General features: G+C 58.8%; 19 protein-coding genes, 1 tRNA gene and 1 pseudogene. 13 read left to right on the forward strand and 8 right to left on the reverse strand.

All coding sequences use genetic code 11. From position 1 onward, the window contains the following. The first annotated feature begins 427 nt into the window (after positions 1–427). Positions 428–1,740: pseudogene (gene ltrA / locus CUN63_RS20470) on the forward strand (group II intron reverse transcriptase/maturase). 94 nt (positions 1,741–1,834) lie between these two features. Here the strand turns inward: ltrA and CUN63_RS20475 are convergent. Beyond that, positions 1,835–3,268 (reverse strand): M48 family metalloprotease, encoded by a 1,434-nt coding sequence (locus CUN63_RS20475; protein WP_129441942.1) that lies wholly within the window; start codon positions 3,266–3,268, stop codon positions 1,835–1,837. Positions 3,269–3,365: 97 nt separating this feature from the next. On the opposite strand from CUN63_RS20475, the gene CUN63_RS20480 reads away from it, so the two are divergent. Beyond that, positions 3,366–3,605, forward strand: a complete 240-nt coding sequence (locus tag CUN63_RS20480; RefSeq protein WP_020300476.1) for a sulfurtransferase TusA family protein — start codon at positions 3,366–3,368, stop codon at positions 3,603–3,605. 31 nt (positions 3,606–3,636) lie between these two features. Continuing rightward, complete coding sequence (locus tag CUN63_RS20485; RefSeq protein ID WP_129441944.1) at positions 3,637–4,707, forward strand: AI-2E family transporter; 1,071 nt, start codon at positions 3,637–3,639, stop codon at positions 4,705–4,707. 173 nt (positions 4,708–4,880) lie between these two features. On the opposite strand, the gene CUN63_RS20490 is transcribed toward CUN63_RS20485, so the two are convergent. Further along, a complete protein-coding gene (locus CUN63_RS20490) occupies positions 4,881–5,354 on the reverse strand; it encodes a peroxiredoxin (protein WP_008153083.1) in 474 nt (157 codons plus the stop codon). Between the two features lie 10 nt (positions 5,355–5,364). Beyond that, positions 5,365–5,925, reverse strand: coding sequence for a glycine cleavage system protein R (locus CUN63_RS20495; RefSeq protein WP_008034925.1), 561 nt, complete (start codon positions 5,923–5,925; stop codon positions 5,365–5,367). A 329-nt stretch (positions 5,926–6,254) separates the two neighbouring features. Between CUN63_RS20495 and dapA the strand changes: the two genes are divergently transcribed. The 5 genes from dapA to CUN63_RS20525 all read left to right on the forward strand — a co-directional run bounded on the left by dapA (position 6,255) and on the right by CUN63_RS20525 (position 9,944). Further along, positions 6,255–7,133, forward strand: a complete 879-nt coding sequence (dapA, locus tag CUN63_RS20505) for a 4-hydroxy-tetrahydrodipicolinate synthase (RefSeq protein ID WP_129441946.1) — start codon at positions 6,255–6,257, stop codon at positions 7,131–7,133. A gap of 17 nt (positions 7,134–7,150) precedes the next feature. After that, on the forward strand, positions 7,151–8,266 hold the full coding sequence (gene bamC / locus CUN63_RS20510; RefSeq protein ID WP_129441948.1) for an outer membrane protein assembly factor BamC: 1,116 nt from the start codon (positions 7,151–7,153) through the stop codon (positions 8,264–8,266). Positions 8,267–8,270: 4 nt separating this feature from the next. Beyond that, positions 8,271–9,029 carry an MBL fold metallo-hydrolase gene (locus tag CUN63_RS20515; RefSeq protein WP_008153089.1) on the forward strand — a complete coding sequence of 253 codons (759 nt, stop codon included), beginning with the start codon at positions 8,271–8,273 and terminating at the stop codon, positions 9,027–9,029. Between the two features lie 28 nt (positions 9,030–9,057). Beyond that, positions 9,058–9,771: a phosphoribosylaminoimidazolesuccinocarboxamide synthase gene (gene purC, locus CUN63_RS20520; RefSeq protein ID WP_008034929.1), complete on the forward strand. Its 714-nt coding sequence runs from the start codon at positions 9,058–9,060 to the stop codon at positions 9,769–9,771. A gap of 83 nt (positions 9,772–9,854) precedes the next feature. Beyond that, positions 9,855–9,944 (forward strand) — tRNA-Ser (locus CUN63_RS20525). Positions 9,945–10,090: 146 nt separating this feature from the next. On the opposite strand, the gene CUN63_RS20530 is transcribed toward CUN63_RS20525, so the two are convergent. After that, positions 10,091–11,257 (reverse strand): MFS transporter, encoded by a 1,167-nt coding sequence (locus tag CUN63_RS20530; protein WP_218570153.1) that lies wholly within the window; start codon positions 11,255–11,257, stop codon positions 10,091–10,093. A 329-nt stretch (positions 11,258–11,586) separates the two neighbouring features. On the opposite strand from CUN63_RS20530, the gene CUN63_RS20540 reads away from it, so the two are divergent. Then, on the forward strand, positions 11,587–11,931 hold the full coding sequence (locus tag CUN63_RS20540; RefSeq protein ID WP_165353261.1) for a hypothetical protein: 345 nt from the start codon (positions 11,587–11,589) through the stop codon (positions 11,929–11,931). A gap of 288 nt (positions 11,932–12,219) precedes the next feature. Next, positions 12,220–12,411: a DUF1508 domain-containing protein gene (locus CUN63_RS20545; protein WP_129441952.1), complete on the forward strand. Its 192-nt coding sequence runs from the start codon at positions 12,220–12,222 to the stop codon at positions 12,409–12,411. A 53-nt stretch (positions 12,412–12,464) separates the two neighbouring features. Here the strand turns inward: CUN63_RS20545 and CUN63_RS20550 are convergent, their stop codons facing one another. Then, positions 12,465–12,671 carry a hypothetical protein gene (locus tag CUN63_RS20550; protein ID WP_129441954.1) on the reverse strand — a complete coding sequence of 69 codons (207 nt, stop codon included), beginning with the start codon at positions 12,669–12,671 and terminating at the stop codon, positions 12,465–12,467. A 231-nt stretch (positions 12,672–12,902) separates the two neighbouring features. Between CUN63_RS20550 and CUN63_RS20555 the strand changes: the two genes are divergently transcribed. Further along, positions 12,903–13,826 (forward strand): LysR substrate-binding domain-containing protein, encoded by a 924-nt coding sequence (locus tag CUN63_RS20555; protein ID WP_129441956.1) that lies wholly within the window; start codon positions 12,903–12,905, stop codon positions 13,824–13,826. Positions 13,827–13,883: 57 nt separating this feature from the next. Next, a complete protein-coding gene (locus CUN63_RS20560) occupies positions 13,884–14,249 on the forward strand; it encodes a 5-carboxymethyl-2-hydroxymuconate Delta-isomerase (protein ID WP_129441958.1) in 366 nt (121 codons plus the stop codon). 3 nt (positions 14,250–14,252) lie between these two features. On the opposite strand, the gene CUN63_RS20565 is transcribed toward CUN63_RS20560, so the two are convergent. From CUN63_RS20565 to CUN63_RS20575, 3 genes are all read right to left on the reverse strand, one after another. Further along, a complete protein-coding gene (locus CUN63_RS20565) occupies positions 14,253–15,188 on the reverse strand; it encodes a LysR family transcriptional regulator (RefSeq protein WP_129441960.1) in 936 nt (311 codons plus the stop codon). A gap of 131 nt (positions 15,189–15,319) precedes the next feature. Then, entirely contained in the window at positions 15,320–16,237 is a 918-nt protein-coding gene (locus CUN63_RS20570) for a DMT family transporter (RefSeq protein WP_129441962.1), read from the reverse strand. A 16-nt stretch (positions 16,238–16,253) separates the two neighbouring features. Then, the gene (locus tag CUN63_RS20575; protein WP_129441964.1) at positions 16,254–17,438 is read right to left on the reverse strand and encodes a cyanate transporter; all 1,185 of its coding nucleotides are present in this window, start codon (positions 17,436–17,438) and stop codon (positions 16,254–16,256) included. 543 nt (positions 17,439–17,981) lie between these two features. Here CUN63_RS20575 and CUN63_RS20580 point away from each other — a divergent pair. Beyond that, complete coding sequence (locus tag CUN63_RS20580) at positions 17,982–19,364, forward strand: glutamine synthetase family protein (protein WP_129441966.1); 1,383 nt, start codon at positions 17,982–17,984, stop codon at positions 19,362–19,364. Positions 19,365–19,455 lie beyond the last annotated feature (91 nt).

Raw genomic sequence — 19,455 nt, forward strand, 5'->3', positions numbered from 1 at the left:
GTGCGCCAGGCATGGCGCGTTGCGCGCAAGCGCAACCAGCTTGGCTGTGGTGGCCTCGCTGGTGACTTGGAGGTGAAAGTCCTCTACACACCCGGCAAGGGGAAGTGTTAGCCAGAGGCAAGGGTGTCGCGGGTGACCGCGAATCTGAAGGAAGCCCGAGGCAAAATGCTGGCTTGACGAACAGCAAGCGGATAGAGGCGGCGCAGCGGGGTAAAGGGGCGTGTTTCCCTAAAGCCCAATACTTGCACGGGACGCTGCGACGTAGATCCGACAGGCATAAGCAGGAAGGTCGCGCGAATTACCCTGGGAGATCTGCACGTTTGCCACAGTGCTACCGAGCGTCGAGAGGCGACGGGATGAACGTGCAGAAGTCAGCCGAGGCCGTAGTAAGTGGCGAATAACCCCGTCACCAAGGGCCGAACAAGTTATGCCGCCAGTAGGCGTCAAAGTCTCGTTGAATACCGAAATGCAGAAATTTCTCCAAGAGAAGACTGTTACTCCGAGTCCCGGACAGTATCCGAGGATGACGGCTGACAGCGCACAGGTATCGGCGGCGTCTGTGACGTGGACGAACGCGGAGCCGGACACGCTTATGGAACGGGTGCTTGCACCGGCTAACCTTAGGCGTGCGTATCAACGCGTGGTCAGCAACAAGGGCGCACCGGGTGCCGATGGCATGACGGTCGACGACTTGGCGGACTACGTGAAACAGTATTGGCCGACCCTCAAGGTGAGGTTGCTGGCCGGCGAGTATCACCCGCAGGGTGTACGCGCCGTTGACATCCCCAAACCCAAAGGCGGAACACGGCAACTGGGTATTCCCAGCGTTGTGGATCGCCTGATCCAGCAGGCACTGCTGCAACAGCTCACGCCAATCTTCGACCCTCTGTTCTCGGACTACAGCTACGGTTTTCGTCCGGGCAGAAGCGCTCATCAAGCCATCGAAACAGCCCGCGCCCATGTGGCGGCGGGTCACCGTTGGTGCGTGGAACTCGATCTGGAGAAGTTCTTTGATCGGGTCAACCACGATGTCCTAATGGCCTACGTGGCGCGTCAAATCGAAGACAGGCGTGTGCTCACGCTGATCCGTCGTTACCTCGAAGCGGGAGCGATGTCGGGTGGACTCGTCAGCCGACGGCAGGAAGGGACACCGCAAGGCGGCCCGCTCTCGCCGTTGCTGTCGAATATCCTGCTCAACGAACTCGACCGCGAACTGGAACGACGAGGCCACCGCTTCGTGCGTTATGCCGACGACGCGAACATTTATGTGCGCAGTCAGCGGGCTGGCGCACGGGTGATGGCCGGTGTTGAGCGCTTCCTGAATCAGCGCCTGAAACTGACGCTGAACCGGGAAAAGAGCCACGTAGCACGGCCTTGGGTCTGCGACTATCTGGGTTATGGGATGAGCTGGCATCAGCAACCGAAGCTGAGAGTGGCGACGATGAGTCTGGGTCGCTTGCGCGACCGGCTAAGAGACCTGCTGCGCGGGGCGCGGGGCCACAAGATGGCGAATGTCGCGTCGTCTGGCGACAATGGAAGCGGCCCTCAACGAGGGCACGTAACTTGATGCGCCTGGGGCTTAGCGAAGCTCGCGCCTGCAAATCAGCCTTCAATGGCCGAGGCCCATGGTGGAGCTCAGGCGCATCTCATATGAATCAGGCGCTGCCGAAGAAACTATGGGGTCAGCTTGGGTTAGTTTCGGTACTGGATACGATAAACCGGCTTAGCCGCATAGCTTGAACCGCCGTATACGGATCCGTACGTACGGTGGTGTGAGAGGACGGCGGCTGTAAAGCCGCCTCCTACTCGATCTGCAATTTATTTCTGACAAGCGTCAGCCCATCATGTCCTTGATCATGCGCTCTTCCTCCATCAGCTCACGTTGCCGTGCGTCGATCCGCGACGACAGCGGGAAATTGGTACCTGCCTTGCGCTTGGCGAAGTCCAGTTGCTGAATGGCCTGACGGTAATCACCAATCAAGGCGAAATACTCGGCACGGGCCTGATGCAGGCCGATGATGTTGCCTGACAGACCGCGAGTCTCGGCCACCATGTACCAGACGTCCGGATCGTCCGGACGGCTCTTGAGCAGATTCTCCAGTGCTTTTTCCGCGTCGGGCGCACGGTTCTGCTTGAGCAGCAGGTCAACACGCACCGAATTCAGCGGATAGTTGCCGGGATATTGCGTCAACATCCGGTCAACCCGGGACTGGGCGTCCGGCAGACGATTGTTGGTGATGTCCAGATCGACCTGCGCCAGGTTGTAGATGATCTCGTTCGGCGACTTGGCCAGCAGCAACTTGAGGTTTTCCCGTGCTTCATTCAGCTGGCCGCCCTTGATCTGGGCGATGGCCAGGCCATAGCGAGCGACATCATTTTTCGGGTTTTCATCAAGCTGGGCGCGAAAGCGTTTGGCGCCCAGGCCTGGGGTTTCTTCATAGATCAACTGGACCCGTGCACGAATCAGCTGATAACGCATCGTGTCTTCGATGCCGCCGGGTTTTGCCTGTTCGGCGCGGTTGCGTGTGTCAGCGATCCGCGACTCGGTCACCGGGTGAGTCAGCAGAAATTCCGGTGGCTTGGCGTCAAAGCGATATTGGCGCGCCAATCGCTCGAACATGGTCGGCATCGAGCGCGGGTCGTAACCGGCCTTTTCCAGATTGAGGATACCGATGCGGTCTGCTTCCTGTTCGTTCTGGCGAGAGAAACGCCGTTGTTCCTGAACGGCTGCCGCCTGCGTGCCCGCAATGGCTGCAATCCCGGCATCGCCGGCGCCGGCTGCGGCAATCACGATCCCGGCCAGCAGCGCGGCCATCATCGGCACCTGCATGCGCTGTTGGGCTTCGACGCCACGGGCGAAGTGGCGCTGCGACAAGTGAGCCAATTCGTGAGCGAGTACCGAGGCGTATTCGCCTTCGGTCTGGGCATTGAGGAACAAGCCACCGTTAACCCCGACAATGCCGCCCGGTGCGGCGAAGGCGTTGAGTTGCGGGCTGTTGATCAGGATGAACTCCAGGCGCCGGTCATTGACCTGGCTGGTCTCTACCAGCCTGTAGACGCTGGATTCGACGTAGTCCTTGAGCTGTGGATCGTTGAGCTGCGAAACCTGGCTGCGCAACAGCGCCAGCCAGGCACGGCCCAACTGATGTTCCTGTTGCGGCGAGACGATGGCAGAACTGGCGTCGCCGAGTGACGGCAGGTCGTCGGCGAAGCCCGGTGAGGCGAGCAGGCAAGCGAGCGTCAGCAGGGTAGGGCGCAAAAAAGTCATGCACAAAGCCTTAGTCGACAAAGACCTTACTGTAGCCGGACACTACGCTTGGGACCAGATATTCTAGCCGCTCAACCACCTGAACCGGAGTGATGCAATGACCGACGCTGTAGCCCATGACGCCGAACTCGACGCCAGTGGCCTGAATTGCCCCTTGCCGTTGCTGAAGGCCAAGCTGGAACTCAATCGACTGGCCAGCGGCGCGGTGCTCAAGGTGATCGCCACCGATGCGGGCTCGCAGCGCGACTTCCGCACCTTTGCCCGATTGGCTGGTCATACGCTGCTTCGTGAAGAAGATGAAGCGGGTGTTTACCGCTACTGGTTGAAAAAAGCCTGAATTCTGCTGCGTTCGTTTCTAAGGATTATTGATGTTCAAAGTGTTACGCGACTGGATTCAGCGCTACTTCTCCGATGAAGAGGCCGTTGTGCTGGCGGTCCTGCTGTTTCTGGCGTTTACCGCCGTGCTAACGCTGGGCGGCATGCTTGCGCCAGTGCTGGCCGGGATGGTGCTGGCGTATCTGATGCAGGGGGTGGTCGTCACTCTCGAACGCCTGCGCATGCCGGGCGGGTTGGCGGTGGGGTTGGTCTTTGCGTTGTTCATGGGGCTATTGCTGGTGTTCATCGTGATTGTGGTGCCGTTGCTCTGGCATCAGTTGATTACGCTGTTCAACGAGTTACCCGGCATGCTTGCCAAATGGCAGTCGCTGTTATTGCTGCTGCCCGAGCGCTACCCGCATCTGGTATCCGATGAGCAGGTGCTGCAGGCCATCGAAGTGGCGCGGGGCGAGATTGGCAAGTTTGGTCAGTGGGCGCTGACGTTCTCGCTGTCGAGTCTGCCGCTGCTGGTGAACATCATGATCTACCTGGTGCTGGTGCCAATCCTGGTGTTTTTCTTTCTCAAGGACCGGGAGATGATCGGTCAGTGGGTGCGTGGTTACCTGCCCCGTGAGCGGGCGCTGATCACCCGCGTCGCTCATGAGATGAACCGGCAGATCGCCAATTACATTCGCGGCAAGGTCATCGAGATTTTCATTTGCGGTGGCGTGACCTACATCGGTTTCGTTGTTCTGGGGCTGAACTACGCGGCGCTGCTGGCATTGCTGGTGGGTGTGTCGGTGGTGGTGCCTTACGTCGGCGCTGTGGTGGTAACCGTGCCGGTCATGCTGATTGCACTGTTCCAGTGGGGCTGGAACGATCAGTTCATTTATTTGATGGCGGTCTACGGGATCATCCAGACGCTGGACGGCAACGTGCTGGTGCCGCTGCTGTTCTCGGAAGCGGTCAATCTGCATCCGGTGGCGATCATCTGCGCGGTGTTGTTGTTTGGCGGGCTGTGGGGGTTTTGGGGCGTGTTCTTTGCGATTCCGCTAGCAACCCTGTTCAAGGCTGTACTGGACGCGTGGCCGCGCAAAGAGCCGGTGGTGGCGCCGCTGCTTTAACTATCTGGCCTGATTATTCAGTGAGATTAAGGGCCTCTTCGCGAGCAAGTCGAATCGTCGCACCGCCGCTCCCACATTCGACCGCGTCCGTCAGAACAACTCGGTCAACTGTGGGAGCGGCGGTGCGACGATTCGACTTGCTCGCGAAGGCGTCCGAACAGGCGCCGAAATAATCAGGCCTTGTTCAAAGCCTGCGCCGCAGCCAGAACAGCATCCACATGACCCGGCACCTTCACACCACGCCATTCCTGACGCAGCACACCGTCCTTGTCGATCAGGAACGTGCTGCGATCAACGCCCATATATTCTTTGCCATAGAGTTTTTTCAGCTTGATCACGTCGAACTGCTGGCAGAGCGCTTCTTCCTTGTCGCTGATCAGCTCGAAGGTGAACGCCTGCTTGGCCTTGAAGTTTTCGTGTGATTTAAGGCTGTCGCGGGACACGCCAAAGACTTCGGTATTGGCGGCTTTAAAGGCGTCGAGCTGGTCACGAAAGCCCTGACCCTGAGTGGTGCAGCCTGGAGTGCTGTCCTTCGGGTAGAAGTAAATCACCACCTGCTTGCCTTTGAGGCTCGCGAGGTTGACGGTCTGCCCGCTGGTGGCGGGTGCTTCGAAGTCGGCAACCGGTTGGTCGATGGCAACGGCCATGAAAGCTTCCTTACATTGGGTTTTGTGGGCGCCACGGTTCGATCAGGGCATCCAGGTTCAGCGCGTCAGCGAAATCCAGGAACTGATCGCGCAGCCAGCTGATTTGCACACCGGCCGGCAAGGTCACGGTAAACGTGGCATTGAGCATGGTGCCGCCGGTTTGCGGAGCCTGATAGGTGTCACAGGTCAGGTTTTCCAGCTCGACGTTGTGGTCCATGAAGAACTGGCACAGCTCGTTGATGATGTCCGAGCGGTAAGCCGAGCTGACATAGGCGACGTATGGCAGGGCCTGAGGACGATTTTCCAGCGCTGCGCTGCGCACCACATTAACCGTAAAGGCGTGCTTCTTGGCGAGGCTTGGCAGGCTGCCTTCGAGGCGCGCCAGGGCGTCCCAGCTGCCGGAGATCTCGAGGATCAACGCGCTGCACTCGCCATGACGCGTCAGGCGAGAGGTGACCACGGCGCAGCGGTTTTCATGGCTGGCGCGGCACAGGACGTTAGTCAGCTCCATGGGGTTGGCGCCGAGGGCACTGATGACAAGGAATTGTTCGCGAACTGTGGGGGTGGACATGCAGCATTCCTAAAGCGATGAGCGGTCGATACTTCTACGGGCTTTTTTTGCCGGGAGCGAGCCTGCGGATGCGAATTCAAAAAACCCGAGCCGCAAGGTTGCAACGTGCTCCAGAGTGGCAAGAGCGAGGGGTAGCAACGCTGGATCGGGGCTTGTGATGCCGAAAATGGAGGCTGGAACCCGGCGTACGAGCTTATCAGTACCGATCAAAGTCTGAAGGGTAGCGAAAAGCAGCGCCAAGGGGAATGGCAGCAGCGCAGTACTTCGCTTGTACAAGCATCTTGGCGCCAGTACCATTACCGCTCTCTTTTTCCGGCAGGAGCGGTTGCATGATTGCGGGCAGTATGGTGGCACTGGTCACACCCATGGATGCACAAGGTCGTCTCGACTGGGACAGCCTGAGCAAACTGGTGGACTTTCACCTGCAAAATGGCACCCACGCCATCGTGGCGGTCGGCACCACAGGTGAATCGGCCACCCTTGACGTGAACGAGCACATCGAAGTGATTCGTTACGTGGTGAAGCAGGTTGCAGGGCGCATTCCGGTGATCGCCGGTACCGGCGCGAACTCGACTCGCGAAGCCATCGAGCTGACCACCAATGCGAAGACCGCCGGCGCCGATGCTTGCCTGCTGGTGACCCCGTATTACAACAAGCCGACCCAGGAAGGCTTGTACCAGCACTTCAAGGCCATCGCCGAAGCCGTCGACATCCCGCAGATCCTTTATAACGTGCCCGGCCGTACGGCGTGCGACATGCTGGCCGAAACCGTGATCCGCCTGTCGACCGTGAAAAACATCATCGGTATCAAGGAAGCCACCGGCGACCTGTCCCGCGCCAAGGCCATCATCGACGGCGTGAGCAAAGACTTCCTGGTGATCTCCGGTGACGATGCCACCGCAGTCGAGCTGATTCTGCTTGGCGGCAAGGGCAACATCTCGGTGACCGCCAACGTTGCGCCGCGTGACATGGCCGACCTGTGCAACGCTGCTCTGAAAGGCGACGCCGTGACGGCCCGCGCGATTCACGAAAAGCTGATGCCGCTCAATAAAACCCTGTTTATCGAATCCAACCCTATCCCCGTGAAATGGGCACTGCATGAAATGGGCTTGATGCCGGACGGTATCCGTCTGCCGCTCACCTGGCTCAGTGCTGCCTGTCACGAACCGCTGCGGCAGGCCATGCGCCAGTCCGGCGTCCTGGTTTAATTGAGGAAGTACTACGCATGAAGCGATTGGCCGGACTTTCCGCACTTGCCTTGATCATCTCCAGCACCAGTGGCTGCGGATGGGTCTGGGGCCCGGAAGGTTATTTCCGTGACCGCGGTAGCGATTACCTGGAAGCGCAACAGACTGCACCCATGCAATTGCCGTCGGATGTCAGCACCGCCAAACGTCTGGATCCGCTGTTGCCGATCCCGCGCAACGTGGCCGATGACACCGTCAAGGGCGAGTACATCGTGCCTCGTCCGCAGCCGTTGTCGGCAGGGGCCGACGCCAGCGCCTACTCCCTGCAAAAGACCGGTGATTCGCGTTGGATCGTCGCACAGAACCCGCCGGCCGAAGCCTGGCCAGTGGCCGTGCAGTTCTTCCAGGACAACGGTTTCCGTCTGGACGAACAGCGTCCGCAAACCGGCGAATTCACCACCTCCTGGCAGCATTCCGACGAACTGTCCGCCGCAATGGCCAAGCGCCTGAGCGCAGCTGGTGTCGGCGCTGACAGCGAAACCCGCGTGCGGGTCCGCATCGAGCCAGGCGTGCAGCGCAACACCAGTGAAATCTACGTGGTCAGCGCCGAGCGTCCTGCCGGTAGCACCTCTGACGTGGCCTTCACCAACCGTTCGGTCAACAGTGGCCTGGACGCGGCACTGGTCGACGACATGCTCGCGAGCATGAGCCGCACTTCGGAGAAGGGCGGTTCGGTCTCCATGCTGGCGTCGCGTGATTCCGATACGCCAAGTCGTGTCAGCCTGAGCGAAGACGGCAGCGGTAACCCTGTCCTGAACGTCGGCACCGATCTGGATCGTGCCTGGTCGAGCGTCGGTCGTGCGCTGGAACAGGGCGAATGGCGCGTAGAAGACATCAACCGCAGCCTGGGTCTGTATTACATCAACCTGTCTGAAAAAGCCGAGAAGAAAGACGAGAAACCTGGTTTCTTCAGCGGCCTGTTCGGCAGCGCGCCGAGCAAGGAAGAAGTTGAAGCCCGTGCCGAGCGTTATCAGGTTCGCCTGAGCAAGGTTGGCGACAACGTCCAGGTCACCGTCGAGAAAAACATCAACACCGTGGCGCCAGCAGACGTGGCGCGCAAGGTATTGAGCGTGATTCAGGACAATCTGGGCTGATCACATGCGTTTTGCCGTTCTCGGCAGCGGTAGCCAAGGGAACGGCACGCTGATAGCCAGCGCTGACACGTATGTGCTGGTGGATTGTGGTTTCTCCCTGCGGGAAACCGAAAAGCGCCTGCTGCGCCTGGGTGTGAACCCTGCGCAGTTGAGCGCGATACTCGTGACCCACGAACATGCCGACCACGTGCATGGCGTGGGTTTGCTGTCTCGGCGCTACAATCTGCCTGTCTACCTCAGTCGCGGTACCCTGCGCGGGATGCGCAAACCAATTGAACCGGCTGGCCTTCTGGCCGGCGGCGAGCAACTGCAGATCGGCGCACTGAGCATCGGCGTCATTGCCGTGGCCCATGATGCACAGGAGCCGACGCAATACGTCTTCAGTGACGGTGAACGGCGCTTTGGCCTGTTGACCGACCTGGGCTCGTATTGCAACAAGGTGCTGGACGGCTATCGGGACCTCGATGCGTTGATGATCGAGTCCAACCATTGCCGTGACATGCTGGCTCGCGGTCACTATCCGTACTTTCTCAAGCAACGGGTAGGCGGTGAACTGGGGCATTTGAACAACCATCAGGCGGCATTCCTGGTGTCCGAGTTGGGCTGGCAAGGCCTGCAACACCTGGTCCTGGCCCATCTGAGCAGCAAGAACAACCTGCCGCAGCTGGCCCGGCAATGTTTTGTCGACACCCTCGGGTGCGACCCGGACTGGCTGCAACTGGCCGATCAAGATTCAGGGCTCGACTGGCGACACATCGCCTAGCCCACCTACTTAGCAAGCGGAGCCCATCATGGAAAAACGTGAAGAACTCTACCGCGGCAAAGCCAAATCGGTTTTCAAGACCGACGACGCTGACCGCTTGATCCTGCTGTTTCGCAACGACACTTCGGCGTTCGACGGCAAGCGCATCGAGCAGCTCGACCGCAAAGGCATGGTGAACAACAAGTTCAACGCCTTCATCATGCAGAAACTCGAAGCAGCCGGCGTGCCGACTCAATTCGACAAACTGTTGGGCGACAACGAATGCCTGGTGAAGAAGCTCGACATGATCCCGGTCGAGTGCGTCGTGCGTAACTACGCCGCCGGCAGCCTGGTCAAGCGCCTGGGCGTCGAAGAGGGCATGAAGCTCAACCCTTACACCTTCGAACTGTTCCTGAAGGACGACGCCAAGGGCGACCCGTTCATCAACGAATCCCACGTCGTGGCATTCGGTTGGGGCACTGCCGAGCAACTGGTTCGCATGAAAGAACTGTCGCTCAAGGTCAACGAAGTCCTGAGCAAACTGTTCGACGACGCCGGCCTGCTGCTGGTCGACTTCAAACTGGAATTCGGCGTGTTCTCCGACGGCTCCATCGTCCTGGGCGACGAATTCAGCCCGGACGGCTGCCGTCTGTGGGACAAGGCCACCGGCAAGAAAATGGACAAGGACCGCTTCCGTCAGGGCCTCGGTGACGTCATCGAAGCCTACGAAGAAGTCGCCAATCGTCTGGGCGTACCGCTTTAATCGACGCAAGCATCTGATAGCACGGAAAAATTTCGCTTAGGGGGTTCGCTTCCGGCAAAAGTGTTGTTATGATGCGCGCCGTTGGAGAGATGCCAGAGTGGCCGAATGGGACGGATTCGAAATCCGTTGTACCTTCACCGGTACCTAGGGTTCGAATCCCTATCTCTCCGCCATTATTGAATAAGACTAAGCCCCTGAAATTGTTAAATATTTCAGGGGCTTTTTCGTTTCTGGCGTTTCGTTTCAGGGCAAATTGGCCGCCTGTTTTCCCGGCGAGCGGTACGACTTTCTCGCGAAACATCAGCGGTATCGCTCTTTGCTATCGAACCTGAGCTCTCGCCCGGATCACCCACAATCCCAGCAAAGTCAGAACGGCAAAGCCCCCACCCATCAAGAAAGTGCCTTGGAAGCCTACCGTGTCCCACAACGCCCCAGCGATGACGCTGGCCAGCAGCAAGGTCAACCCGGTCAACAGATTGAACATGCCAAATGCCGTCCCGCGAAGTTCAGCCGGCGCGCAATCGGCGATCAGGGCGGCGAATATCCCTTGGGTAAACCCCATGTGCAGCCCCCATAGAACGACGCCGACGACCAGGCCATCGATACCCGGCGCGAACGCCAGAGTCAGGTCGGCAGCAATCAGCAATATCAAACCTGCGCCGAGCACCGCCACGCGGCTGACACGATCAGACAAGGCCCCGGCGGGATAGGCTGACAGTGAGTACGCCACCCCCATCAGGACAAGCACCGCTGGCGCCCACATCGGCGCCAACCCGACAGCCTGACCGCGCAGAATCAGAAAGGCTTCGCTGAAACGCGCCAGGGAGAACACCGCAGCGACACCCACCACCCACCAGTAGCCAGCGCCCAGTCGGGCTAATTCCCGCCGGCTCAAAGGCGCACGCACCCGGTGCGTCCCTTCCACTTGTTTGGGCTCATGAACGAACACCAGCAGCACCGCGACGGCAAGGAAGGCCGGGATGACGGCCACCCAGAACACAGTCTGGAAGTGGTTCGCGGTTAGCCACATCAATCCGATCGCCAGCAACGGTCCCAGGAATGCACCAACGGTATCCAGAGTTTGCCGCAGGCCGAAAGCGGCCCCCCGTATCGCGGGCGGCGTGATGTCGGCCACCAACGCATCGCGCGGGGCGCCGCGAATACCTTTGCCAATGCGGTCGATAAAGCGAGCCCCGATCAGCCAGTCCAACGAGCCCGCCAAAGGAAAGATCGGTTTGGACAGCGCCCCCAGCCCATAGCCCAGCGCCGCGAGCAGTTTGCGCTTGCCCAATCGATCGCTGAGTGCCCCGGAGAATACCTTGGTGATAGAGGCCGTAGCCTCGGCTATGCCTTCGATGAGACCCACGGCCAAAACGGAGGTACCCAGTACTGTGACCATATAGAGCGGCAACAACGCATGGATCATTTCTGAGGAGATGTCCATCAGCATCGAGACGAAGCCCAGCGCCCAGATACCGCCAGGCATGGTGCGCCAGACGTTGCCGGTTGACGCCTTCTCGATTGGCGCAGTAACCGAAGTGTCACCCGACTTGTCAGTGGTTTTCATCATGAGCCTCGAAAGCCTGTTTGGCATAGGCAGCTAATAGCGCCTCGCACCCCTGCAGCCGCATTGCCGCTGCCTCCGCCAAGATACGCTGTATCGATGAGTGATTTCGATCAAACAGTTGCGCAATCTGCTGAAGCTGGTCGCCTTTCTGTCAGCGATCCCACATCAGCTTTTTCTGGCTTTCGGTGTAACCCTGGTCATTAGCTATCATGCAATACAGAGCAAATCACCGGATGACGGGGGAATGCATGAACAGATGGCGAAAGCTTTGGGTGTTTGTGAAGCTGGTGGCAGCATTTGCAGCCTGCCTGGCCGTTGCTGTTCAGGCTTTTAACTACATGTTGGAAAGTCCCGATGCAGCGCAGATGCACCCTTTGAGCATTGTGGTTGTTGGACTGATCTTTGGCTTCATCACCTATGGAATCCTTTCACTGATTGAAAGGGCTATACGGGGTTTCCTGCCCCATCCTGACCCAGTCACCACCACGGTAGCGGCTCAACCTCAAACAGAACTTGAGGAAGAGGCCGTGCTGGCGGAAGAACAGCCTTTGGCCCTGTCAACTGACGATTCAACTCAGCAGAAAAATCAGTGAACTGTCTGTGAGACATGTATCTGGGCGATCATCAAAGGCTCGAATCAGAGTTTTTGCGTCGGACCAGACAGCACCGCAGCGTAAGAAAAATATGCATCTTCAAGGGAAAAGTTACTCTGCGCAGTCATCCAATTTACCGCCGCCCGGATCTATTGGTCGTCCCGCCAATCAAGGCTGGATCTGCGAAACATCCCCTGACATTGAAAGACCCTGCCTCAAAAAGACCTCATCTACTCTGGTTTCGCAGGTCACTGATCTGCCGTCATCAGCAATCGCAAGGAGCGAGCAATGTATTTTGAGATTTACAGGCAAACCCGTGGCATCGTACAGACCGGCAAAGGTCAATGGCGGTGGCGTTTGAGGGCGGGAAACCATGAAACGATTGCCAGCGGGGAGGCTTACGTCAACAAGTCTGATTGTGTGCATGCCATCAGTTTGATCAAAGGGACCCACGATCAGACCCCGGTCAAGGAAATCTAGGCTTCCGGTGGTGAAGCTGCTCCGTAAGAGCAGCTTCGTTTCAACGGGCGGTCTTACGGTTGTGAGTGGCCCAGTTTTCGTTTGATCAGGTCGTAGACTTCCTTGTGGGTGGAGTTGTGCAGGGTATTACTCTTGCAGGCCAATTTGAGAAACGTTTTAACCTCTTCTTTGGCGTGAGGGTAAAGGCCGGCGACGTAGTCGGCTTCATGGTCCTGAGTGCAGTTGAAGTGTTTGTCGTCTTTCGCTTTATCTCTAGCCATTGATGGGCTCCTTTGAGTTCAAATGGTTGGGTGGTCAGGGCTGTTTTGCCCTAAACGTTGCTGAGCTTAGAGACGCAATCGCTTCCCGCCAGATGAACAAAGAAATCAGGAAGAGGATGTAAGACCAAGCCGTTGCCTTAATCCGGATTAAACGCAAACTGCTTGAGTCGCATAGACGCCGATTGCGACACCTACCTAAACTGTCATCAGATTTGGGAGCGGGGTCAGTGGATGAATCGTAACGAACTACGCAAGGCCGACATCAACCTGATGGTGGTGTTTGAAACGCTGATGCTCGAACGCAACGTCACCCGGGTGGCGGAGAAATTGTTTCTCGGCCAGCCGACCATCAGTTCGGCGCTCAATCGCTTGCGCACGATGTTCAACGATCCGCTGTTCATACGTGTCGGGCATCGTATGGAGCCGACGGCGCGGGCCGAGGAAATAATTCTGCACCTGTCTCCGGCGCTGGATTCGTTGTCGGTGGCGTTGAGCCTGACCCATGATTTCGACCCCGCCAGCAGCACCATGACCTTTCGTATCGGGCTGTCGGACGATGTCGAGTTTGGCCTGCTGCCGCCGTTGCTGCGTGCCTTGCGCCATGAAGCACCAAAGGTGGTGTTCGTGGTGCAGCATGTCGATTACTGGCGGATTCCGGATTTGCTGGCGTCCGGCGATATCACCGTTGGTATCAGCCAGACTCGCGGGCTGCCGGCCAACGCCAAGCGCAAGTTGTTGCGGCACATTCTGCCCTGCATTTTGCGCGCGGACGCATCGGACACACCGCTGACGCTCGATGAGTATTGCGCGCGACCGCACGTGCTGGTTTCCCACACTGCCAATGTCAGTGGTTACGCCGATGAGTGGCTGGCGGAGATTGGTCGCACGCGCCAAGTCGTCCTTTCCGTGCCGCAATACAGCTCGTTGCCGGCCTTGCTTGCCGGGACCGATCTGATCGCCAGTCTGCCGGACTACGCCGCCGAAGCGATGGCCGCGTCCGGCCAGCTGTTCAAGGAACCGTTCCCGTTCAAGGCGCCGACCCTGGATCTATCGATGGTCTGGCTCAGCCATGTCGATACCGACCCGGCCGAGCGCTGGTTGAGGTCGCGGCTGGAGGCGTTCATGAGTGAACGCGCGGTTTTACCGCCCGAGTGAGTAGGGCGATGCTGTGTAATATGTACGACCTTTCTGCCAACCTTCAGGAGCTCAGTCATGCCTCACCTGCACATGGAATACACCGCCAATCTGCCCGAGCTCAATGCCGACGTGGCGTTGATCCGGCTCAACAATGCGTTGGTGGCCTCCGGTCAGTTTGCTGCCGAATACGACATCAAGAGCCGAGCGGTGAAGGTTGATACGTTCAAGGTCGGCACGGCGTTAGGTGAACGGGCCTTCGTGCATGTGAAACTGTCACTATTGAGCGGTCGCTCACCTCAGATCAAGAAGCAGTTGTCCGAAAGCTTGCTGGCGGTGGTTCAGGATCTGTGTGAATGGCCAGCAGATGTTGAAGTCCAGCTGGCCGTGGAAATCCTCGACATTGATCGAGAGTCCTACACCAAGGTCGCCATCAGCCACTGAGTTTCAGGCCAATTCCTGCTCGGCGCAGGCCTTGACCACTTGCTCGCGCAGCCAGGTGTTGGCGCTGTCCTGATCGACATTCTGGCTCCATTGCATGTCGAGGCTGAAACCCGGCAAGCCATTGGGCGCTTCGCAATGATTGAAGATCGCGTCGTTGGCCAGCAATTGTTGGATACGTCGAGGCAGAGTCAGGATGAAGTCGGTGCCGGTGATCATCTTCAGTGCCGCGCTGTAGCTGTTGGAACGCGCGACGATCTGCCGTTTTTGCGCCTGCTGCGCCAGCCAGCCGTCGACCATGTTGGTGGTGGAGGTCCAGGGTGTCGGGAACACATGCCTGCGTTCGACGAAGGCTTGCAGGCTTAAACGCGGCTCCGGCGGTGTGGCACGTTTATCGAAGACACAGACCAGGTCGTCCTCCAGCAGCATCCGGGATTTGAAATCGCCGTGACTGCGATGAAAGTTCGGGCCGAAGCAAATCACCAGGTCGAGGCTGCCGTCGCGCAGTTCTTCGGCCGGGATGTCGGTTTCGAATTTGTGCATGTTGACCATCACTGGCAGGTCGGCGAAATCGAAGCTTTTCAATAGACGCGGCAAGATCAATTGCTCGAAGTATTCCGGTGCGCAGATATTGAAGGTGACTGGTTGCAGGGTGGGGTCGAATGCTGGTGCACCGGCGTGACACAGGTTGATGCTTTCCAGGATCTTCAGCACGTGGGCGTACATGGTGCTGGCTTTGTAGGTGGGGCGCATACCCGCGCGGGTATTGATGAACAGCTCGTCTTCGAAACTGGTGCGCAGCTTTTTCAGGCAGTAACTCACGGTGGACTGGCTGACGCAGAGCGCCTCGGATACACCGCTGACGCTGCTTTGCTCATACACGGCGATAAACACCATGAGGTCCTGCATATCGAGCTTTCTAAGCAAGTTACTGTTCAGCATCCGTTGGGTCTCGCTGTGCTCCTTGCGCTGACTGTGCGCAACTTGTGCGAGTGATCCTAACGGAACGATGGTGCCAGGAGAATGCCCCGTAGGAACTTTCATGGAAAGTTGTGGGGCAATTCCAGAGGCCTTCAGCCCTGAACGGCTGCAGGCACCGCGCGGCGGCTGGACATCAGCAGTGCCAACATACCGATGCCCACCAACAGCGCGCCGATGATTTCCAGCGGCAATGGCGACTGACGTAACCAGAACCAGTGAAACAATGTGAGGAACAGCGTGCTCAGGTAAATGTAGGAAATGACCGAGGAAGGGGCGATAACGCCGATGGCCCGATGCAGCAGCCAGAAGGTCGCCAGCGTGGCGAACACCGCCAGGTAAATCAGCCACCAGAAATCGCTCACGGTCAGCAATGACGCGGATCGCCAGCCGCCGCTTAATCCACAGAATGCCAGCAGAAACAGCGCGCCGAACAGCATGTTCCAGAAAGTCATGCCCGCCGGGCCGCGCCCCTTGAGGCTGCTGGCCTTGAGCCGTTGACTCAGGGGCGAGTAGAGCGCCATCGCCAGGCAACCGACGCTATACACCGACACTGCATACAGCGAAGGCAGCTCACCAGGGCCTGCGCCTTTCAAAACCAGCAGCACGGCCCCGGCAGCGGCAATCAGCATCGGCAGCACCCGCTGTTTCAGGTTGCTGTCGGGCATCAATATGGCTTCGAACAACAATGTCAGCAGTGGTACCAAGGTGAACATCGTTCCGGTATTGACGGCCGAGGTGTAGCGCAATGCCTCGAACAGCGAGCCGAAATACACCGCCAGCAGCAAGCCGAGCGCGGCATGGCCGAACAGTCCGCGGGCGGTCATGGCGGTATCGCCTTTGAACAGCAGCAGCGGCAAAAATACCAGGGCGCAGAATAACAGGCGCAAACCGGTCAGCAGGATCGGGTCGATGGCCTGGCTGACCTGTGCTGCCGCAGAAAACGATGCAGCGATCAAAAGTGCCCAGAGCAGCATGCCGACGTGAGCGGCGGCGAAACCGGTGTGTTTCATGATGTGAGTTCCTGGGTCAGCGAATGTGTTGGGCGTAATGCCGCGGATCGAAGCGCAAGACCATCAGGATCATCAGTGCCATAACGCCGGTCAGTGACCACCAGGCCCATTCGAAACTGCCGAGATGATCGCGGATCAACCCGGCAATCAGCGGTGAGAGACCGGCGATCAGGTAGCCGATGCCTTGCACGAACGCGGTCAGGCCGCCGGCACGCTGGGGATTGTCCAGATGATCCAGGGACACAATCAGGCTCATCGGGAACAGTCCGCCGATGCCGAGCCCCAATAGACATGGCCACAACAGACTCAGGTACTGCGGGCTGAGAATAAGCCCGCAAAAACCCGCCATGATCAGCGCCAGCAACACTACCAGCACCACGCGCCGGTCACGGCTGCAGTTGGCGATGGCCGGTGTCAGCAGGCCAGACAACACTTCCATGGCGGTCAGGAAACCCAGCAGCAACCCGGCGTTTTGTTCGCTCCAACCCTTTTCCACGTAGTACGGCGCCAGCCAGGCCAGCACACAGGTGTAGGACGCCGTGCCCAGGCCGAAGAAGATGGCGAGCAGCCAGGCGCGGGAATTGCCGAAGAAGGATTCATTGCGTTGCGTCTGAGCAGGCTGCGCCGGCAGCCTTTCACGTTGCACGCACCAAAACAGCAGCGCTACCAACGCCAGCGCCGCCCAGATCGCCAGGCCTACGCGCCAGCTGCCCGTGCGGATCATCACCAGCGGCGCAAACGACGCCGCAATCGCTGCGCCGCCCATGATCGACGTGACGTAGAGCCCCATGCACACGGAAACGTTATCGCTGAAGCGGGATTTGATCAGCGCCGGCATCAATGCCTGGATCAGCGCGATACCGATACCCGCCAGTACGGCGCTGAGGATCAGTTCGGCCGCCGAATCGAGGAACAACCGCGACACCGTGGCCACGCCGATGATCAGCAGCGAGAGCACCATGGTGCGTTGTTCGCCGATTCGTTGGCTGACGCCCAGCCCAAAGAACATCGCCAGCCCCATCGCCATCACCGGCAGCATGGTCAGCAGCGAGGCCAGGCTGAAACTCAGTGCAATGTCGCCGCGAATCGCCGACAGCAAAGGACCGACGGCGGCCATGGAAGGCCGCAGGTTCAGGGCGACAAGAATGATGCTGAACATCAGCCAGAGGGCGGGGCGGGAGATTGCGCGAACGTTTTCCATCTATCGGACCTTGAATGACCAGGAGCCGATTAGGCGCGCGAGGCCTGGAGGCCGCAAATCAGAAAGTCCGGAATAGTATTTAGAAATTAAATAGCACTCCGCTCGCCCTGTAGCAGCTGCCGAAGGCTGCGTCCGGCTGCGAAGCAGGCGCAAATTCTGCCACCGGATTAACCTGCCATACCGCATTGGCTGATTTAACGTCTGCTTCGCAGCCGGACGCAGCCTTCGGCAGCTGCTACAAGTACCGTGGTGCTGCTCAATTGTTTAGCCAGCCCACAACCAAAGTTCTTCAAATCCCGATTTAACGACTTAACCTCCCGTGTGACGCTGCTGCTCATCTGTTCTATGCGGTTTTCTCTATGGACGATTGTCCAGTCGCACTTCCCTCCGAATTAGCCTTTTGGGCGCTGTGGCACTGCCGTCACGCGCGCCCACCGGATTCCTGCATTTCCCGTTGATTGTTCTTACAGGTCCCGCGCTATACGCCGGGATCAAAGCGGCGACGCCTGTGCGTTTGCCTGACGCGGAAATAAGAGAATTCCCATGAGTGTTGCCACGACATCTTTCGCCTCCAAGCAAGAAGCCCTGACCTTTCTGGAACAGAACCCGGGTATCGAGATGTTCGAGTTGTTCATCCTCGACAACAACGGTGTACCTCGGGGCAAGTTGCTGCACCGCGATGAATTGCTGGCGGTGTACGAAAGCGGGCGGCCATTGCCGAGCACCATTCTTGGCCTGACCATCAACGGCGATGACGTGGAAAACTCCGGCCTGGTCTGGGACGTTGGCGATATCGACTGCCGGGCGTACCCGATCAGCGGCAGTTTGACGCGCATGCCATGGCGGCTGATGCCTACGGCGGCGGTGCAGGTCAGCATGCACCCGAAGGAGGGCATGCCCGCGACGATTGCCGATCCACGGCATCTGCTGGCGAAAGTCATCGAAGGCTTGCAGGCCGACGGTTATTACCCGGTGATGGCGGCGGAGCTGGAGTTCTATCTGCTGGATCAGCAGCGCGACAGTAACGGTCGACCGCAACCGGCGCGGGATGTCGATGGCGGGCGGCCACGAGGCACTCAGGTCTACGGATTGCGTGAACTGGAACAGATCGAGCCGTTTCTGGCCGATCTCTATAGCGCCTGCAAAGTCCAGGGCATTCCGGCGCGCACGGCGATTTCCGAATACGCGCCGGGGCAAGTGGAAATCACCCTCGAACACCGCACCGACGCCTTGCAGGCGATGGACGAAGCGGTGCGCTACAAACGACTGGTCAAAGGTGTGGCCCACAAGCATGGGATGACGGCGTGCTTCATGGCCAAACCGTTCGATGACCTGGCGGGCACTGGCATGCACATGCACGTCAGCCTGGCCGACAAGGAAGGCAACAACCTGTTCGCCAGCGAAGCCCCGGACGGTACGCCGCTGCTCAAACAGGCGGTCGGCGGGATGCTCAGTACGTTGCTCGATTCATTGCTGCTGTTTTGTCCGAACGCAAACTCTTACCGTCGCTTCCAGACCAACAGCTATGCGCCGCTGGCAGCCACCTGGGGCGTGGACAATCGCACCGTGAGTTTGCGCGTACCCGGCGGGCCGGCGTTCTCCCGGCATATTGAACACCGCATCTGTGGCGCCGACGCCAACCCGTATCTGGCGGCTGCGGCGATTCTGGCCGGGATCCATCGCGGTATTCGCGAACAACTCGATCCTGGTGTGCCGGTGGAGGGCAATGGCTACGCCCAGGCCACGGAACTGTTGCCGACTGACTGGCTGACCACGTTGCGGGCGCTGGAAGGTTCGAGTTGGGCGCGAGAGGCATTCGGCGGTGAGTTCCTCGGCGTGTACCTGGCGGTAAAACGTGCCGAGTATCGACAGTTCATGGGGGAAGTCGGCGAGCAGGACTGGCGTTGGTATTTGAATCAAGCCTGAACAGAACCTGAAGCATTCTCAAATAAGTTGACCGTTTTTGCCTCGTGCCATGAGCCAACTAATCGTTGGCTTCTTTTTCACAAAAAATTGA

Origin of the sequence: Pseudomonas sp. ACM7 (assembly GCF_004136015.1) — a bacterium.
Classification (GTDB): Bacteria; Pseudomonadota; Gammaproteobacteria; order Pseudomonadales; family Pseudomonadaceae; genus Aquipseudomonas; species Aquipseudomonas frigoris.

What these genes read in the sequence shown, in the direction of transcription:
- CUN63_RS20475 (WP_129441942.1), bottom strand. Translation starts at nt 3,268, where the DNA reads ATGACTTTTTTGCGCCCTACCCTGCTGACGCTCGCTTGCCTGCTCGCC.
- CUN63_RS20480 (WP_020300476.1), top strand. Translation starts at nt 3,366, where the DNA reads ATGACCGACGCTGTAGCCCATGACGCCGAACTCGACGCCAGTGGCCTG.
- CUN63_RS20485 (WP_129441944.1), top strand. Translation starts at nt 3,637, where the DNA reads ATGTTCAAAGTGTTACGCGACTGGATTCAGCGCTACTTCTCCGATGAA.
- CUN63_RS20490 (WP_008153083.1), bottom strand. Translation starts at nt 5,354, where the DNA reads ATGGCCGTTGCCATCGACCAACCGGTTGCCGACTTCGAAGCACCCGCC.
- CUN63_RS20495 (WP_008034925.1), bottom strand. Translation starts at nt 5,925, where the DNA reads ATGTCCACCCCCACAGTTCGCGAACAATTCCTTGTCATCAGTGCCCTC.
- dapA (WP_129441946.1), top strand. Translation starts at nt 6,255, where the DNA reads ATGATTGCGGGCAGTATGGTGGCACTGGTCACACCCATGGATGCACAA.
- bamC (WP_129441948.1), top strand. Translation starts at nt 7,151, where the DNA reads ATGAAGCGATTGGCCGGACTTTCCGCACTTGCCTTGATCATCTCCAGC.
- CUN63_RS20515 (WP_008153089.1), top strand. Translation starts at nt 8,271, where the DNA reads ATGCGTTTTGCCGTTCTCGGCAGCGGTAGCCAAGGGAACGGCACGCTG.
- purC (WP_008034929.1), top strand. Translation starts at nt 9,058, where the DNA reads ATGGAAAAACGTGAAGAACTCTACCGCGGCAAAGCCAAATCGGTTTTC.
- CUN63_RS20530 (WP_218570153.1), bottom strand. Translation starts at nt 11,257, where the DNA reads ATGCCTGGCGGTATCTGGGCGCTGGGCTTCGTCTCGATGCTGATGGAC.
- CUN63_RS20540 (WP_165353261.1), top strand. Translation starts at nt 11,587, where the DNA reads ATGAACAGATGGCGAAAGCTTTGGGTGTTTGTGAAGCTGGTGGCAGCA.
- CUN63_RS20545 (WP_129441952.1), top strand. Translation starts at nt 12,220, where the DNA reads ATGTATTTTGAGATTTACAGGCAAACCCGTGGCATCGTACAGACCGGC.
- CUN63_RS20550 (WP_129441954.1), bottom strand. Translation starts at nt 12,671, where the DNA reads ATGGCTAGAGATAAAGCGAAAGACGACAAACACTTCAACTGCACTCAG.
- CUN63_RS20555 (WP_129441956.1), top strand. Translation starts at nt 12,903, where the DNA reads ATGAATCGTAACGAACTACGCAAGGCCGACATCAACCTGATGGTGGTG.
- CUN63_RS20560 (WP_129441958.1), top strand. Translation starts at nt 13,884, where the DNA reads ATGCCTCACCTGCACATGGAATACACCGCCAATCTGCCCGAGCTCAAT.
- CUN63_RS20565 (WP_129441960.1), bottom strand. Translation starts at nt 15,188, where the DNA reads ATGCTGAACAGTAACTTGCTTAGAAAGCTCGATATGCAGGACCTCATG.
- CUN63_RS20570 (WP_129441962.1), bottom strand. Translation starts at nt 16,237, where the DNA reads ATGAAACACACCGGTTTCGCCGCCGCTCACGTCGGCATGCTGCTCTGG.
- CUN63_RS20575 (WP_129441964.1), bottom strand. Translation starts at nt 17,438, where the DNA reads ATGGAAAACGTTCGCGCAATCTCCCGCCCCGCCCTCTGGCTGATGTTC.
- CUN63_RS20580 (WP_129441966.1), top strand. Translation starts at nt 17,982, where the DNA reads ATGAGTGTTGCCACGACATCTTTCGCCTCCAAGCAAGAAGCCCTGACC.